17 protein-coding genes are annotated in these 16,628 nt (G+C 68.3%); 15 read left to right on the top strand and 2 right to left on the bottom strand.

The window, feature by feature from the left end:
- From FB547_RS33775 to cydX, 8 genes are all read left to right on the top strand, one after another.
- On the top strand, window positions 1–111 hold a 111-nt coding region (locus FB547_RS33775), incomplete at its 5' end, for an acyl-CoA dehydrogenase C-terminal domain-containing protein (protein ID WP_261380484.1).
- An 84-nt stretch (window positions 112–195) separates the two neighbouring features.
- Entirely contained in the window at window positions 196–1,158 is a 963-nt protein-coding gene (locus tag FB547_RS33020) for an NAD(P)H-dependent flavin oxidoreductase (protein ID WP_145747801.1), read from the top strand.
- A gap of 50 nt (window positions 1,159–1,208) precedes the next feature.
- On the top strand, window positions 1,209–2,318 hold the full coding sequence (locus FB547_RS33015) for an acyltransferase family protein (protein ID WP_145747802.1): 1,110 nt from the start codon (window positions 1,209–1,211) through the stop codon (window positions 2,316–2,318).
- A gap of 161 nt (window positions 2,319–2,479) precedes the next feature.
- Window positions 2,480–4,186, top strand: a complete 1,707-nt coding sequence (gene cydD / locus FB547_RS33010) for a thiol reductant ABC exporter subunit CydD (protein WP_145747800.1) — start codon at window positions 2,480–2,482, stop codon at window positions 4,184–4,186.
- Window positions 4,183–5,889 carry an amino acid ABC transporter ATP-binding/permease protein gene (locus tag FB547_RS33005; protein WP_145747799.1) on the top strand — a complete coding sequence of 569 codons (1,707 nt, stop codon included), beginning with the start codon at window positions 4,183–4,185 and terminating at the stop codon, window positions 5,887–5,889. The genes cydD and FB547_RS33005 overlap by 4 nt, the downstream gene beginning before the upstream one ends.
- 49 nt (window positions 5,890–5,938) lie before the next feature.
- Window positions 5,939–7,555, top strand: coding sequence for a cytochrome ubiquinol oxidase subunit I (locus FB547_RS33000; RefSeq protein ID WP_145747798.1), 1,617 nt, complete (start codon window positions 5,939–5,941; stop codon window positions 7,553–7,555).
- Window positions 7,552–8,706, top strand: coding sequence for a cytochrome d ubiquinol oxidase subunit II (gene cydB / locus FB547_RS32995; protein WP_145747797.1), 1,155 nt, complete (start codon window positions 7,552–7,554; stop codon window positions 8,704–8,706). Before FB547_RS33000 ends, cydB begins: the two co-directional genes overlap by 4 nt.
- Window positions 8,707–8,720: 14 nt before the next feature.
- The gene (cydX, locus tag FB547_RS32990; RefSeq protein WP_145747796.1) at window positions 8,721–8,870 is read left to right on the top strand and encodes a cytochrome bd-I oxidase subunit CydX; all 150 of its coding nucleotides are present in this window, start codon (window positions 8,721–8,723) and stop codon (window positions 8,868–8,870) included.
- Between the two features lie 6 nt (window positions 8,871–8,876).
- On the opposite strand, the gene FB547_RS32985 is transcribed toward cydX, so the two are convergent.
- On the bottom strand, window positions 8,877–9,458 hold the full coding sequence (locus FB547_RS32985; RefSeq protein WP_145747795.1) for a GbsR/MarR family transcriptional regulator: 582 nt from the start codon (window positions 9,456–9,458) through the stop codon (window positions 8,877–8,879).
- Window positions 9,459–9,600: 142 nt separating this feature from the next.
- Window positions 9,601–10,023 carry a cupin domain-containing protein gene (locus FB547_RS32980; protein WP_145747794.1) on the bottom strand — a complete coding sequence of 141 codons (423 nt, stop codon included), beginning with the start codon at window positions 10,021–10,023 and terminating at the stop codon, window positions 9,601–9,603.
- A 107-nt stretch (window positions 10,024–10,130) separates the two neighbouring features.
- Between FB547_RS32980 and FB547_RS32975 the strand changes: the two genes are divergently transcribed.
- The 7 genes from FB547_RS32975 to FB547_RS32945 form a co-directional block, all read left to right on the top strand.
- Window positions 10,131–10,577 (top strand): ArsR/SmtB family transcription factor, encoded by a 447-nt coding sequence (locus FB547_RS32975; RefSeq protein WP_145747793.1) that lies wholly within the window; start codon window positions 10,131–10,133, stop codon window positions 10,575–10,577.
- On the top strand, window positions 10,466–10,933 hold the full coding sequence (locus tag FB547_RS32970) for an SRPBCC domain-containing protein (RefSeq protein WP_145747792.1): 468 nt from the start codon (window positions 10,466–10,468) through the stop codon (window positions 10,931–10,933). Before FB547_RS32975 ends, FB547_RS32970 begins: the two co-directional genes overlap by 112 nt.
- A 76-nt stretch (window positions 10,934–11,009) precedes the next feature.
- Window positions 11,010–11,195: a hypothetical protein gene (locus tag FB547_RS32965; protein ID WP_021008003.1), complete on the top strand. Its 186-nt coding sequence runs from the start codon at window positions 11,010–11,012 to the stop codon at window positions 11,193–11,195.
- 32 nt (window positions 11,196–11,227) lie between these two features.
- Window positions 11,228–12,340 carry a chorismate synthase gene (gene aroC / locus FB547_RS32960; RefSeq protein ID WP_145747791.1) on the top strand — a complete coding sequence of 371 codons (1,113 nt, stop codon included), beginning with the start codon at window positions 11,228–11,230 and terminating at the stop codon, window positions 12,338–12,340.
- Window positions 12,340–13,524, top strand: coding sequence for an MFS transporter (locus FB547_RS32955; RefSeq protein ID WP_145747790.1), 1,185 nt, complete (start codon window positions 12,340–12,342; stop codon window positions 13,522–13,524). The genes aroC and FB547_RS32955 overlap by 1 nt, the downstream gene beginning before the upstream one ends.
- A gap of 114 nt (window positions 13,525–13,638) precedes the next feature.
- Window positions 13,639–15,804 (top strand): LamG-like jellyroll fold domain-containing protein, encoded by a 2,166-nt coding sequence (locus FB547_RS32950; protein WP_145747789.1) that lies wholly within the window; start codon window positions 13,639–13,641, stop codon window positions 15,802–15,804.
- A 369-nt stretch (window positions 15,805–16,173) separates the two neighbouring features.
- On the top strand, window positions 16,174–16,628 hold a 455-nt coding region (locus tag FB547_RS32945), incomplete at its 3' end, for a contractile injection system protein, VgrG/Pvc8 family (protein ID WP_261380483.1).

The following is a 16,628-nucleotide window of genomic DNA, read 5'->3' as shown; positions in this document are numbered from 1 at the left end:
GCGACCGCCCGCTTCTATGCCGAGCACATCCTCGCCAAGGCGCCCGGGCTGCGCGACAGCATCGTCGATGGCGCGGAAAGCGTGACGGCGCTGGCGCTCGACGCCTTCTGATGACCCACGGCCCCGTGTCGCCCACCTGACGGGCGATGCAGGCCTTCCTCTTATATAAAACCGAACCCCATTCCCGGAGACGACATGTCGAAGCTGCCCCCCGTGCTCGCCAACCTGCCGCTGCCCATCATCGGCTCGCCGCTGTTCATCATCAGCAACCCCAAGCTCGTGATCGCGCAATGCAAGGCCGGCGTGGTCGGCTCGATGCCGGCGCTCAACGCCCGCCCCGCGGCCCAGCTCGAAGACTGGCTGGCCGAGATCACCGAGGAGCTCGCGGCCTACAACAAGGCCAACCCGGACAAGCCCGCCGCACCGTTCGCCATCAACCAGATCGTGCACAAGAGCAACGACCGGCTCGAGCACGACATGGAGATGGTCGTGAAGTACAAGGTGCCGATCGTCATCACCTCGCTGGGCGCGCGCACCGACGTGAACGATGCGGTGCACAGCTACGGCGGCGTCACGCTGCACGACATCATCAACAACAAGTTCGCGCAGAAGGCGATCGAGAAAGGCGCCGACGGCATCATTGCCGTGGCGGCCGGCGCCGGCGGCCATGCGGGCGTGAAGAGCCCGTTCGCGCTGGTGCAGGAAATCCGCCAGTGGTTCGACGGCCCCATTGCGCTGTCGGGCTCCATCGCCACCGGCGGCGCGGTGCTCGCGGCGCAGGCCATGGGTGCGGACTTCGCCTACATCGGCACCGCCTTCATCGCGACCGAGGAAGCGCGTGCGAGCGACGAGTACAAGCAGGCCATCGTGGATGGCACCTCGGACGACATCGTCTATTCCAGCCTCTTCACGGGCGTGCACGGCAACTACCTGGCGCCCAGCATCGTCAAGGCCGGCATGGACCCGGCCAACCTGCCCGAAGGCGACGTCAAGACCATGAACTTCGGCGGCGGCGAGGGCAGCAAGGCCAAGGCCTGGAAGGACATCTGGGGCTCGGGCCAGGGCATCGGCGCCGTGACCGAAGTGGCCAGCGCGGCCGCGTTCATCGAAAAGCTCAAGCGCGAATACCAGGAAGCAAGGCAGCGGCTCGCACTTTGAACGGCGCGCGCAACCCGGCGCCTGCCGCGGAGCCCGCGCAGCGCGGGCGGATGCCGCTGCTCGACATCGCCAAGGGCGTCGCTTGCGCGGTGATCGTCGGGCACCACCTGTCGCGCTACGGCACGATGCCGGTGGGCGCCTTCCTGCTGGCACCGGGCCTGCTGGGCTGGCTGGCCGATGACGGCCGGCTCGCGGTGCAGGTCTTCCTGGTGATTGCCGGCTTTCTTGCGGCTTCCAGCCTGGCACCCGACGGCTTGCTGCGCGTGGAGCGGCCGATGGCGCGCATCCTGCAGCGCTACGGCCGCCTGGTCATGCCCTACCTGGCGGCGCTCACGGTGTCGGTGCTGGTGGCCGCCCTGGTGCGCCCCTGGATGGCGGGCGACGACGTGCCGGCCGCGCCGAGCATCGGCCAGTTGCTTGCGCACGGCTTGCTGATACAGGACCTGCTGGGCTACGAGGCGCTGTCCACGGGCGTCTGGTACGTGGCCATCGACTTCCAGCTGTTCGTGCTGGCGCTGGCGCTCATGGGGCTTCCCGCGATGCTGCGGCGCGCACCGGCACCGGCTGCGGCTTCGTACGAGCGCTGGATTCCGGTGGCGCTGGTGTTGTGCCTGGCCACCGCTTCGCTGCTGCTCTTCAACCGCAACGCCGATCTCGACGGTACGGGGTTCTATTTCTTCGGCGCCTACGGGCTCGGCATGCTGGCCTTCTGGATCGGACGCGCGACGCGCGCGAGCACCTGGCGCAGTGCCATCGTGCTGCTCGCGCTGACCGGCGCGGGCGCGCTCGCGGTCGACTGGCGCAGCCGCATCGCCACCGCCCTGGTGAGCGCGCTGCTGATTGCCGTTGCGCAGCGGCGGGGCTGGCTCTCGCTCGGGCGCTGGCCGGATGCGGCCATGCCCTTGCAGCGGCTGGGCCGCATGTCGTATTCGCTGTTCCTGATCCATTTCCCGGTGCTGCTGGCCACCAATGCGGCGGCGGCGCAGCTGGGGCCGCATCCCGCCTGGATCGATGCGCTGGGCCTGGCCGCCACCTTCGGGCTTTCGGTGGCCGCTGCGCAGTTGCTGCACCGCAGGGTCGAGCTGCGGCCCGCGTCGTGGCGCGTGGTCGCGGCGCTGTTCGCAGCCCTGCTGGTCAGCGGGATGCTCGTCTCGCTCTGACCTGAGCCGCCCGCGCTGGCAGCGCAGGGCGCGGGCGGTTTTCACTGAAATGGTTGCAAGAGGGCGCCGGAGCGGTCACGCTCCCGGCTGCTTCAGGGTTTTTCCGCCTTTGATAAGATTGCGAATATTCAGTAAATACTGAAAATACAAAATATCAAGGAATGATCAAGCATCCTCCGCCACGGCCGCCGCTGCAGTTTTCTGCACGGCCGGATGCCGCAAGCCTCGTGCAGGGCGCCGCGGCGCTCACGTGGATTCCGCAGGCGGCGCTGCTGGCCATGGCTGTGCAGGGGCTGGCCTCGGGGCAGGGGATTTCGGCGGTGCAGTGGCCGGCCGGCGGCATCCTGCTGCTCGGCGTGCTGCGGGCTGTGTGCGAGGCATGGGGCGCAAGGCGCATCTTCGGACATGCAAGGGCGCAGCTCTCGGCGCTGCGCGCCCAGACTGCCTTCGCGCTGGCGGCCGGTTCGCCGCTGGACCGCGAGCGTGCCGCGTCCGGGCGCGCGGCCAGCGTTCTGGCCGAGCAGGCGGAAGCGCTGGTGCCGTATCTGGTGCGTTACCGGCCGGCACGCTGGCGCGCGATGGTGGTTCCGGCCGTCATCCTGGCGGCAGTGGCCAGCCTTTCGTGGGTGGCGGCACTCGTGCTGCTGGCTGCCGCTCCGCTCATCCCGCTTTTCATGGCCATCGTCGGCTGGCGCGCCAAGGCGGCGAGCGAGGCGCAGATGGTCGAGATGGGCGGCATGAACGCCTTCCTGCTCGACCGGCTGCGCGGGCTGGCCACGCTGCGCGCGCTCGATGCGGTGGAAGCGGCCGCCGAGCGGCTCGCGCAGGCGGCGCAGTCGCTGCGGGAACGGACCATGGCGGTGCTGCGCATCGCCTTCCTCTCGTCGGCGGTGCTGGAGCTTTTCTCGGCGCTGGGCGTGGCCATGGTGGCGGCGTACGTCGGCTTCCATCTGCTGGGCCCCTTGGGCTTTGGTGCCTGGGGAGGCCAGCTGAGCCTGGGGGAAGGGCTGTTCATCCTGCTGCTCGCGCCGGCGTTCTTCGAACCGCTGCGCGAACTCTCGGCGGTCTGGCACGACCGCACGGCCGGCGAGGCGGCACTGCAGGCGCTCGATGCGCTGCAAAGGCGCGCATTGCCCCTGCCTGGCGCGGACTCCCCGATCGCACGTGCCGCGACAGGCGCGGCCCGCGCAGGCTCCGCGCCCGCCGTCGTGATCCGCGACCTGCATTTCGCATGGCCGGGCGACGAGCGCCAGGTCTTCGAAGGCTTCGATCTGCGCATTGCGGCCGGCGAGCACGTGGCGCTCACGGGCGCGAGCGGCACGGGCAAGACGGCGCTGCTGTCGCTGATGGCGGGGCTGCTGCCGGCCGCGCGCGGCGAAATCTCCATCGGCGGCGTGCCGCTGTCCGATCGCACGGTGGGTGCGCTGCGCCAGCGCATCGCGTGGATGGGACAGAAGCCGCATGTGTTCGCGGGCTCGGTCGAATCCAACGCCGCGCTCGGGCGCGCGGGCGTGGGCGCCTCGCAGGTTGCGGCGGCGATGCGCTTCGCCTCGCTCGAGACGGTGGCGCAGGCGCATCCGGGCGTGGCGCTGGGCGAGGGTGGCATCGGCCTGTCGGGCGGCGAGGCGGTGCGCCTCGCGCTGGCGCGCATCGCGGTCCATCCGTGTGCCGACCTGCTGCTGGTGGACGAGCCCACCGCCCACCTCGACAGCGAAACCGCCACCCAGGTGGCCGACGCGCTGCTCGCCCTTGCGCGCGGAAAGACCCTGGTCGTCGCCACGCACGACCCGGTGCTGGCGGCGCGCATGCACCGCTCGATCCGCCTCGATGCCGAGCCGGCCGATGCGGCCTTGGAGCGCGCCGCATGAGCAGATCTCAGGGCGGCTGGCGCGATCTCCGGCTGGTGCTGCGGCCCTTCCTGGCAACGCAGCCTCGCGCGCTGCTGTGGGGCGGCCTGCTGGCGGCGGCCACCGTGCTGGCGGGCATGGCCTTGCTCGGCCTGTCGGGCTGGTTCATCACCGCGACGGCGCTGGCCGGCCTGCACGCGGCCACGGCCTTCACCTTCGACGTGTTCATGCCCTCGGCCGGCATCCGGCTGCTGGCGCTGGGACGCACCGCATCGCGCTACGGCGAGCGCCTGGTCACGCACGATGCAACCTTCGGCGTGCTCGCGGCATTGCGCGTGCGCCTGTTCCGCGGCTGGGCACGCCCCGGCGCGGCGCTCGAACTGGCGATGCGGCCGTCGCGGCTGCTGTTCCGGCTGACCTCCGACATCGATGCGCTGGAGTCGCTCTACCTGCGGCTGCTCGTGCCCGCTGCCGCGGCGCTGGGCGCGGCGCTGTTCGCAGGCGTGGTGCTCGGATTCATGCACGTCGGCGTGGGGCTCGCGCTGCTGCTGTGGCTGGTGGCCGCCGGCTGGGGCCTGGCACTGTTCATCGCGCGGCGCGCCCGGCGCCCGGCGGTGCGCCGCGCACATGGCATCGAGGCGCTGCGGGCGCGCACCGTCGACCTCGTCGCGGGCCAGACCGACCTGGTGATGGCGGGGCGCGCCGATGCGCAGCGCGACGCACTGATGAACGCCGACGCGCACCTGGCCAGGGCCGACCTTGCGCTGAACAGGCTCGAGACTTCGGCCGGCGCGGCCTACGGCGTGGCCGGCACGCTGACGCTGGCGGGCGTGCTGCTGGCGGTGGGCGCGCTCGTGGGCGAGGGCGCCATCGGCGCACCTGCCGCTGCGCTCGGGCTGCTGGTGGCGCTGACGGCCACGGAGCCTTTCGCGGCCCTCAGGCGCGGTGCGCTCGATGCCGGCCGCACCTGGCTCGCGGTCCGGCGCCTCGCGCCGCGCATGGCGCCTGGAGAGGCGCGGCCAGGCGTCGCCGCTGTCGAACCCGGCGCGGCTTGCGCAGTGAGCCTTTCCCACTTGGGCGCGGCGCATGCCGGCAGCAGCATTCCTGCGCTGAGCGATGTCTCGCTGGCCGTTGCCCCGGGCGAACGGGTGGCGCTGATCGGCGCGAGCGGCGCGGGCAAGTCGACGCTGCTCGGGGTGATCGCCGGAGAAATCGCACCATTGGCCGGCAGCGTCAACGCCCAGCCGGCCTGCCTCCTGACCCAGCGCACCGAGCTCTTCCAGGACAGCCTGCGCGACAACCTGCGGCTCGCCGATCCCGCCGCAGACGACACCCACCTCTGGAGCGCGCTGCAATCGGCCGGCCTTGCGAGCGACGTGCGTTCCTTCCCCGCCGGACTCGACACCCTGCTGGGCGAAGGGGGCCTGGGCCTTTCGGGTGGGCAGTCGCGCCGGCTCGCGCTCGCGCGGCTGCTGCTGCGTCCGGTGCCGCTCTGGCTGCTCGACGAGCCCACCGAGGCGCTGGACGCCGCCATCGCGCACGACGTGCTGCAGCGCCTGTCCAGGGAGGCCGGCCCGCGCACGCTGCTGATCGCCACGCACCTGCGGCGCGAGGCCGCGCTGGCCGACCGCCTGGTGTGCATGCGGCAGGGCCGCATCGTTGCCGAACTGCGGCGCGGCAGCCCCGCCTTCGACGCCGCGCTTCACGCGCTGCGGCCCGACTGAACCGACCGAAGCCAAAGACCGACACAGGGAACACAAAGGAAGCCACCCCATGGACCTCGACATCGTCGCGCTATCGCGCCTGCAGTTCGCCGCCACGGCGCTCTACCACTTCCTGTTCGTGCCGTTGACGCTCGGGCTGTCGATCATCCTCGCGGTCATGGAAACCGTCTACGTGATGACGGGCCGCGTGATCTGGCGCGACATGACCAAGTTCTGGGGCGTGCTGTTCGGCATCAACTTTGCGATGGGCGTGGCCACCGGCGTGGTGATGGAGTTCCAGTTCGGCATGAACTGGAGCTACTACAGCCACTACGTCGGCGACATCTTCGGCGCGCCGCTGGCCATCGAGGGGCTGATGGCCTTCTTCATGGAAGCCACCTTCGTGGGCCTGTTCTTCTTCGGCTGGGACAAGCTCTCCAAGGTGGGCCACCTGATCGCCACCTGGGCCGTGGCCATCGGCTCCAACTTCTCGGCGCTGTGGATCCTCATTGCCAACGGCTGGATGCAGAACCCCGTGGGCGCAGCCTTCAATCCGCAGACCATGCGCATGGAGGTGACCGACTTTTTTGCGGTGCTGACCAACCCGGTGGCGCAGGCCAAGTTCGTGCATACCGTGTCGGCGGGCTATGTGTGCGCGGCGGTGTTCGTGCTGGGCGTGTCGGCCTGGTACGTGCTCAAGGGCCGCCACCTGGAATTGGCCAAGCGCTCGATGACGGTGGCGGCCTCGTTCGGCCTGGCGGCGTCGCTGTCGGTGGTGGTGCTGGGCGACGAGAGCGGCTACCTGTCGACCGAACACCAGAAGATGAAGCTGGCCGCCATCGAGGCCATGTGGGAGACGCATCCCGCGCCGGCGGCCTTCACCGCCTTCGGCTTCCCCGACCAGGAGGCGCGCGAGACGCACTACGCGATCCATATTCCGGCGGTGATGGGGCTGATCGGCACGCGCTCGCTCAACACCGTGATCCCCGGCATCGACGAGCTCGTGAAGCGCGCCGAGGTGCGCATCCGCGAAGGCATCAAGGCCTACGACGCGCTGCAGCAGATCCGGGCCGCCGGCAGCACGCAGGCCGTGCCGCAGGGCGTGCGCGACGCCTTCGAGAACGGCGGCACCGACATGGGCTATGCGCTGCTGCTCAAGCGCTACGTCGACGATCCGCGCAACGCCACGCCCGAGCAGATTTCCAAGGCCGCATGGGACACCGTGCCGCAGGTGGCGCCGCTCTTCTGGCTGTTCCGGATCATGGTGGGCATCGGCGTGCTGCTGATCGTGCTGACGGCCACCTTCTTCGTGCTTTCGACGCGGCGCCGGCTCGACAGCCACCGCTGGCTGCTGAGGATCGCAGTGCTTGCCATACCGCTGCCGTGGATCGCCATCGAGTCCGGCTGGCTGGTGGCGGAGTTCGGCCGCCAGCCGTGGGTGATCGAAGGCGTGTTGCCGACCGCGGTCGCCGTCTCGAACCTGGGCGTGAAGACGCTGCTGCTCACGCTCGCCGGCTTCGTCGCGATCTACACCACGCTGCTGATCATCGAGATGAAGCTGATGCTCAAGGCCATCCGCAAGGGACCGGAGGCGGAGCATGCACCCGACGAGGGCGACACGCTCTCGCACATTCCGCCGGCACACGCAGGTGCCGCCGTCATTCCTTCCACCGGGAGCGCCGCATGATCCTCCACACACTTCTAGACTACGACACCCTGCGCATCATCTGGTGGCTGTTGATCGGCGTGCTGCTGGTGGGTTTCGCCGTGACCGACGGCTTCGACCTGGGCAGCGGCATGCTGCTGCCTTTCGCGGCACGCAACGACATCGAGCGCCGCGTCGTCATCAACAGCGTGGGCCCGGTGTGGGAGGGCAACCAGGTGTGGCTGATCCTTGGCGGCGGCGCGATCTTCGCGGCGTGGCCGCAGCTGTACGCCGTGTCGTTCTCGGGCTTCTACCTGGCGATGTTCGTGATTCTCACGGCGCTCATCCTGCGGCCCGTGGCCTTCAAGTTCCGCAGCAAGCGCGAGTCGCCGCAATGGCGCGCGCGCTGGGACTGGGTGCTGTTCTTCAGCGGCTTCGTGCCCGCGCTGATCTGCGGCGTGGCCGTGGGCAACGTGCTGCAGGGCGTGCCGTTCCGCTTCGGCGCGGACATGCACATCTTCTACGACGGCGGCTTCTTCGGCTTGCTGAATCCGTTCGCGATCCTGTGCGGCCTGGTGTCGGTGGCGATGCTCGTGATGCACGGCGCTGCGTGGCTGCTGCTCAAGACGGCGGGCGCAGTGGCGGAACGTGCGCGCACCTACGGCATCGTTGCCTCCGTGCTCACCGTCGCGCTGTATGCGCTGGCCGGCGTTCTGCTCGCGACGAGCATCGGCGGCTACCGGATCAGCAGCGTGGTGGACGCCGTCGGGCCGTCGAACCCGATGCTCAAGACCGTCGAGCTGCATGCCGGCGCATGGACCGCCAACTACGCGGCGCACCCGTGGACGCTGGCTGCACCGGTGCTCGGCTTCGTCGGTGCGCTGGGTGCGCTGCTCGGGCTGGTGTTGCGGCGGCCGGTGCTTGCGCTGCTGGCGGCCGCACTCGGCATCGCCGGCATCATCCTGAGCGTGGGCGCATCGATGTTCCCGTTCATCCTGCCGTCGTCGATCGACCCGCGCGCCAGCCTCACGGTGTGGGACTCGTCGTCGAGCCATCTCACGCTGTTCATCATGCTGGTGGTCACGGCCATCTTCATTCCCATCGTCGTGGCCTACACCACCTGGGTCTACCACGTGCTGTGGGGCAAGGTCGACGAACAGGCCATCCGCGACGAGAGCGGACACGCCTACTGAAAGGACGAAAAGAGATGTGGTACTTCGCCTGGATTCTCGGCCTGCCGCTGGCGGCTGCCTTCGCCGTGCTCAACGCCATGTGGTACGAACTCATGGACGACGACGCCATCCGCAAGGAAAAGCTCGCGGTGCCCGAAGCGCCGCAGGGGCAGGAGCGGCTCTGAAACCTCTCAACTGGCAGCCGGCTTGTTCTTCTTGGGGGTGCTGCCGGTGATGCGGTCCTTGAGGCCCAGCACCTTGGTCACGGTGGCGCCCATGCCCATCAGCTGCAAGGCGGTCTCCGGTGCGAGCCGCTGCACGTCGTCGAACCACTTCATGAGCCGGTCGATCAGGTCGTGCATCTCGCGCATGCGCTCCTGCGCATGCCGCTCGGCATCGCTCGCGGGCGATTCGAGCAGCGCGTTGCGCAGCATCGAGAGCGTGGGCTCGATCTCGCGGCGGCGGCGCTCCTCGGCCAGCACGCGAAAGATCTCCCACACGTCCGCGGGCGCCTCGAAATACTCGCGCCGGTCGCCGGGGTGGTGGCGCAGGTGCACCAGCCGCCAGGCCTGCAGTTCCTTCAGGCCCATGCTCACGTTGGAGCGCGAGAACTCGAGCAGCTCGGCAATCTCGTCGGCGTTGAGCGCATGCTCGGAAATGAAGATCAGCGCGTAGATCTGGCCGACCGTGCGGTTGATGCCCCACTTGCTGCCCATCTCGCCGAAGTGGGCGACGAACTGGCGGCTGAGCGGGGGAAGGGTGGCGGTGGGCATCGGCAGATTTTCGTTGCGAATTGCTGTAGCTTCAAGAAAGACTGAAGCTTTCCGGGATGCGAGGGCGTGCTTCGTCCCACCGAAGTGAATTCCTCCTCCGTCAGTTGCCGGGCCGCATCGCCCCTTCCCGAGCTAGGCGTGCCTAGGCCCACGGCGTGGGCGGCGGAATCTCGCACACCGGCTCGACGTCGATGCTCTTGAAGTCGGCCGGCGAGACGATCTCCAGGTATTCCATGTCGGGCGAGTAATCGAAAAGGAAATGGCGGATGCCGGGCCGCTGGTGCACCACGTCGCCGGCTTCGACCAGCGTTTCCTTGTCCTCGTACATGAAGCGCGCCCAGCCCTTGAGCATGATCACGATCTGGAAGTCGGCCTCGTGGCGGTGCCAGCCGGTGCCCGTTTCCGGTGCCATGTTGGCCTTGACGAGGTGCGCGATGACCTTGCCGTGGGTGGCCTCGGCAATGCCGAGGTCGCGGTAGAGAAAGAAATCGCGCAGGCCGCCCGAGACATACGCGGTGTCGCCGGGTTTGACGTGGGAGAACTGGGTGGCGGTTCGGTCCGGCATGGGGCGCTCCTTCGCGGGTGGTGTGTGCCGTGGTGCGGCACGCATAAAGCGTTCCCGAGACTGGCGCCCGCAACGCCTCTCAAGAAAAACACCATATACTCAACCATATGGTTCACTCAGACAATGCCACCCTCGACGCCGTCTTCGCCGCGCTCTCCGACCCCACGAGGCGCACCGTGCTGGAGACGCTGGGCGAGCGCAGCCTCAGCGTGACCGAGCTGGCCGAACCGCATGGCATGTCGCTGACCGGCTTCATGAAGCACCTGCGGGTGCTGGAGGACGCCGGGCTCATCTCGCGCACGAAAGAGGGCCGCATCGTGCGCTGCGAACTCTCGCCGCGCCCCATGCAGGAGGCTGCCGTGTGGCTGTCGCGCTATGAGAAATTCTGGACCGGGCGCCTCGACGCGTTGGCGCGCTTTCTCTACCACCAAGAGGAGACCGAATGGCAAAACCTGCCGCCCCCGCCAAAGAGCGACCCTCGCTCACCCTCCGCAGGCACTACCCCGTCGCCCCCGAAAAAGTCTGGCGCGCGTGGACCGACCCGCAAGCGCTGAAGGCCTGGTTCGGCCCTGAAGAAATCGTTTCCGTGCCGGTGGCCGAGGTCGACCTGCGCGTGGGGGGCCGCTTTCGCGTCGCCATGCGCGCGGCCGATGGAGAAACGCACGACGTGAGCGGCACCTACCTGGAGCTCGTGCCCAACCGCAAGCTGGTCTTCAGCTGGGCCTGGCGCAGCACGCCGGAGCGCGAGTCCCGCGTCACGGTGCGGATCGAGCCTGACGGCAACGGCTGCGAACTGGTCCTGCTGCACGAGCAGTTCTTCGACGAGGCCGCGCGCGAAGGGCACAACCATGGCTGGACCGGCGCGATGGGCAAGCTCGAGCGGTGGCTGGCGCAGCAGCAGGACGCATGACCGGCTTCCACGCATTGCCTGGGCGCTGGCGAAGACCCATACTGGGGCCTCCACGAGACGACGAACGGAGCCTCCCATGAGCAACGAACTTCGCAAGAAGCTGCACGACCTGGCGGAACTGGCCGACAACACCTCGGACCCGCAGACCAGGGCCATCGTCGAGGCCATACGGCTTCAGACGGCCGTGCTGAACGAACGGCTCTTCGCCATCGAACTGCAGCTGGGCACGCTCACCAGGCGCATGGAAAACACGACGGACTGAGTGGCCGCCGCTTTGTAGGGATAATCCCCACCATGAGCGGCAACACCTTCGGAACTCTCTTCGCGGTCACCAATTTCGGCGAGTCGCACGGCCCGGCCATCGGCTGCGTCATCGACGGCTGCCCCCCGGGCATGGCATTGAGCGAGGCCGACATCCAGGGCGATCTCGACCGCCGCCGTCCCGGCACCAGCCGCCACGTCACCCAGCGCAACGAACCCGACGCGGTGCAGATTCTTTCGGGCATCTACGAAGGCAAGACCACCGGCACCCCGATTGCGCTGCTGATCCAGAACACCGACCAGCGCAGCAAGGACTACGGCCAGATCGCCCAGCAGTTCCGCCCCGGCCACGCCGACTTCACCTACTGGAAGAAATACGGCATCCGCGATCCACGCGGGGGCGGGCGCTCTTCGGCGCGGCTCACGGCGCCCATGGTGGCGGCGGGCGCGGTCGCCAAGAAGTGGCTGGCCGAGAAATACGGCATGGTGTTCCGCGGCTGCATGACGCAGATCGGCGAGATCGCCATTCCGTTCGAGAGCTGGGACCACGTGCCCAACAATCCCTTCTTCGCACCCGTCGCCGACGTGAGCGAACTCGAGGCCTACATGGACCGCCTGCGCAAGGCCGGCGATTCCTGCGGCGCGCGCATCCGCGTGACGGCCACCAACGTGCCCATCGGCCTGGGCGAACCCCTGTTCGACAAGCTCGACGCCGAAATCGCCTACGCGATGATGGGCATCAACGCCGTGAAGGCGGTGGAGATCGGCGCCGGCTTCGACAGCATCACGCAGCGCGGCACCACGCACGGCGACTCGATCACGCCCACCGGCTTCGTCACCAACAACGCAGGCGGCATCCTGGGCGGCATCAGCTCGGGCCAGGACCTCGAGGTGAGCATCGCGATCAAGCCCACCAGCTCGATCATCAGCCCGCGCCAGTCCATCGACATCCACAACAACCCGGTCGAGGTGGTCACGAAGGGCCGCCACGATCCGTGCGTCGGCATCCGCGCGACGCCCATCGCCGAGGCCATGCTCGCGCTGGTGGTCATGGAGCACGCGCTGCGCAACCGCGCGCAGTGCGGCGATGTGCAAACGCAAGCCGAGAAGCCGGAATCCGCCTCGCCGCAGGCGTCCTTCCTCTAGTGTCTACTGCGCCACCCGTGGCCGCCGGGCGCGGCCACCTGCTGGCGTTCGCTGGTCTGTCGGCCAGCTATTTCGCGCACATCGGTTTCTTCAACCCCTACCTGCCGCTGTGGCTCCAGGACCTGGGGCTGCCGATCTTCACGATCAGCCTGCTGGCCTCGGTGCAGTCGATCACGCGCGTGTTCGCGCCCTATGCCTGGGGTGCGCTCAGCGACCACACCGGGCAGCGCGTGAAGCTGCTGCGCTTCAGCGCCGCCGTGGCGCTCGCCAGTTCGTTCGGGCTCTGGTGGCACGGCGGCGCCTGGTGGCTGGCGCTGGTGCTGCTGGTGATGTTCACCCACACCAGTTCGATGATGTCGCTCACCGAGGCCGCCATGGCGCAGCTGGTGGCGGGCGACTGGGGGCGCTACGGACGCATTCGCCTTTGCGGCTCGGCCGGCTTCCTGGTGACCGTGTTCTTTGCGGGCGAGTGGTTCGAGCACTTCGGCATGAAGCACTTTCCGGCCTGGGCCGCGGGCACGCTGGCCATCGTGCTGATCGCGACGATGAAGCTGCCCGACATCCGCGAGCCGGTGGCGGCGCACGACGCGGTCAAGGAGCCGATCGGGCCGGTGCTGCGCATCCCGGCGGTGCGGTGGTTCTTCGCGTCGCTGTTCTTCCAGGTGATGTCGCACTTCTCCGTCTACGCTTTTTTCTCGCTGTACCTCGATTCGCTCGGCTACGGCAAGAGCGTCATCGGCCTGCTGTGGGCGTTGTCGGTGGTGGCCGAGATCGTCTGGTTCTTCCTGCAGGGGCGGCTCATCGGCCTCTTGCCGATGCCGCGCTGGATGCTGGTGTGCGGCATTGCCGCCGTGGCGCGGCTGGGCCTCACTGCCGGGCTGGGCGGCTCGATCGCGGCGCTCGTCGTCGCGCAATGGCTGCATGCGCTGAGCTTCGCGGCGCACCACACGACCTGCATCGCCGTGGTGTCGCGGCGCTTTCCGGGCCGGCTGCGCGGAAGGGGACAGGCGCTCTTCACGGTGATCGGCTATGGCTTCGGCGGCGTGCTGGGCGTGCTGCTGGGCGGTGCGGTGGCGCAGGAACTGGGCTACCGCACCATGTTTGCGCTGGCGGCCGTGCTGGCGGCGGTGGGGAGCCTGTGCGCGTGGCGGGTGGTGAGACTGGAGCGGGTGGGCAAGGCCTGAGCTTCTTGCGGCGTGCGCGCGGAAATCGCACGGCAAACAAAGTGTCACGGGCCCTCAATGCCCACGTCATCGGGCTTGCCTACGCTGCGCGTTTTCCAACGCTTTGCCATCCCCATGTCTGTTTCCGACGATCCTCGCGGCGCGCGCACTCCGAGCCATCCTTCCCTGCCCGAATCCCATGGCGAACCGGCGACCCCGCCGCGCCGCCAGGTCCTCAAGCTCGGCGCGTCCCTGCTGGCCGTCGGCGGCAGCAGTGCCATGCTGGCCGCCTGCGGTGGCGGAGGAGGCGGCGTTGCGCCAGGCTTCGGACCGTTGCCGGCCCCGGCACCCGCTCCGGCGCCCGCACCGCCACCACCCGCGGCGCCGGCCGACACCAGGGTCTCCAGCTTCGCGCTCGCCGTGATGCCCGACACCCAGTTCTATGCGCGCTATGCCACGGCCGCCGAGAACGACCAATACGACAAGCGCTTCGGCAGCGCACCCTTCGCCGCCCAGACGAAATGGATCGCAGCCAATGCCAAGGCGCTGAACATCCCCTTCACCATCCACCTCGGCGACGTGGTCGACCAGGTCGGCAAGCCCGACCAGTGGAAGGTGGCCGATGCCGCCATGAAGGTGCTCGAAGACGCCAGGCTGCCCTACAGCGTGCTCGCCGGCAACCACGACGTGCTGAACGACGTGGACTACAGCGTCGACCCGAACAGCGGCACCGACGCGACCCGCACCCTTGCCAACGAGCCCTACCTGCAATGGTTCGGCACCGAGCGCGCCAGGCGCCAGTCCACCTTCGGCGCGCGCGACGCCAGCGGCTTCCACGAATACCACGTGTTCGAGGCGCAGGGCCAGAAGTTCATGGTGCTGTCGCTGTCGTGGCGCATCTCGGATGCCGGCATCGCCTGGGCGCGCCAGGTGATCGCGAAGAACCCCACGCTGCCGGTGATCCTGGTCAACCACCAGCTGCTCAACATTGCTGCCGACGGCACCAGCCCGCTCGAAACCGACTACGGCAAGATGCTCTGGGAGAAGCTGATCCGCGACAACGACCAGATCTTCATGACGCTCAACGGCCACCATCATGGCGCCGCGCACCTCACGAAGACCAACGACTTCGGCCATCAGGTCGAGGAGATGGTGGTCGACTACCAGATGGCCTACCAGGGCGGCAACGGCCTGATGCGGCTCTACGAATTCGACCTGACCCACAAGCAGATCAAGGTGCTGTCGTTTTCGCCCTGGGTGCCGCAGAAGCCGGCCGCCACGCTGACGTCCTTCGACCAGGCCGTGCTCGCCACGCCCAACGAGGCCTTCACCATCGAGATGGACTTTGCGCAGCGTTTCGCAGGCTTCAACAAGAGCTTCGGCACGGGCAGCGCCACCATCGACGGTTCGCTGGTCGACCGGGCCAGGGCCATGATCCTCGCAAACTACACCGAGCCCGAGGTGCTCGCACAGCGGCCGGCCTCGAATCCGGACGACTATCCCAAGGTTGCGAACACGCTCGCGCACTGGCGCTTCTTCGGCGGCACCGCCAACCAGCCGGTGCTGCCTGGGACCGTCATTGCAGACGTGGCCGGCGCCAATCCGCTGCACCGCGACGCGCTGAACCAGGGCGGTATCCAGGGCGCGGCGGACGGCGACATCGTCTGGACCGACGACCGCCACCATCTCTCGGCGGCGCCGGGCTCGGTGCGCTTCCTGAACACCGACAAGAACGTGCCGCGCCTGAGCTACTTCCTGACCGAGGCAGCGGCACCGATCAATGGCCAGACGCTGGACAAGGGCTACACCGTCGAGGCCTTCGTGAAGATCGACAAGAGCTGGACCAGCAGCAAGCAGGCGTGGATGAACATCATGACGCGCGACGGCCGGCGCGGCGACCTTGCCGGCTACCAGGGCGGAGACCCGGAAGCGCCGCCGATGCTGTTCGCGATCTCGAGCCTGCGCGAAGTGCAGTGGGAAGTGGTGCCAAGCGCGGCCGGCGCGCGCTCTCCCAAGACCAACTGGTCCGGCGAGGTGATTGCCGACCGCTGGGTGCATATCGCAATCGTCAACGACCCGGTGTCGCACGACACCACGATGTATGTCGAAGGTGCGCCGGTGCTGCGCAACATCGGCAACGCACCCGGACTGGCCACGCTCTCGGCCAGTTCGCCCTGGGTGGTGGGCGGCGGCTCGTGGGACGGCGCCCGGGCCGACGGCTTCTTCGGCAACATCGGGGAAGTGCGCGTTGTGGGCGCTGCGCTGGCGCCGGCGCAGTGGCTGACGGCGCGCGCGGGTTGAGCAGGAGTAGATAAAGGTAAAGGCGGGGGCTGCTGCTTCCCGCCTGCCTTCCCGGCTCCCTGCGCGCGATGTGCAGCAGCGCTATTCGGCTGGCGCTTTTTCCATTCCTCGATGTCGATCAAGGCTCCTTCTTCCTGGAGGGCCGTGAGGCTCATTCGTGTGCCCTTTTTCACTGGTGGCAAAGAAAAACAAGCCTTGCCTTGAGCAATTGACTCCACAACCCGGTATTGCCTCTTACGATAAATCAACACTTAAAATAAGTGCATAAGAGAGCAAGGGAGGTGGGCATGAAGCTCAATTTGAAAACAATAATCTTATTTTTAAATTGGTTTTGGCCAATTTGGCTTACCAATCTGCGGCGATTCAGCGATGAAGCGCCGCGTCACCCTCCAGACGCCGCTGGGCGAAGCCCTGCAATTCCATCGCCTGGCGGGGCGCGAGGCGCTCAGCCAGCTGTACGCCTTCGACCTCGAACTGCTCGGGCGCCACAACGCCATCGACGCGAACGCCCTGCTGGGCCAGCCCGCCACCGTCGCCATGCAAACCGAGAGCGGCAGCGTGCGCCACCTGGGCGGCCTCGTCACCCGCTTTGGCCTTGCGCGGCAGGACGACCGCCAGGCCTTCTACGGCATGCGCCTGCGCCCGTGGCTGTGGCTCGCCACGCGCCGCAGCGACTTCCGCATCTTCCAGGACCAGACCGTGCCCGAGATCGTTGCGGCCGTGCTCGGACGCTACGGCCACCCGCTCGAGCAGAAGCTCCACCGCAGCTACCGCGCCTGGACCTACTGCGTGCAGTACCACGAGGACGATTTTTCCTTCGTGTC

Source organism: Variovorax beijingensis (assembly GCF_007828835.1).
In the GTDB taxonomy this organism is placed as follows: domain Bacteria; phylum Pseudomonadota; class Gammaproteobacteria; order Burkholderiales; family Burkholderiaceae_C; genus Variovorax; species Variovorax beijingensis_A.
The sequence above is the reverse complement of the archived record's forward strand: the minus strand, read 5'-3'. Positions and strand labels throughout refer to the sequence as shown.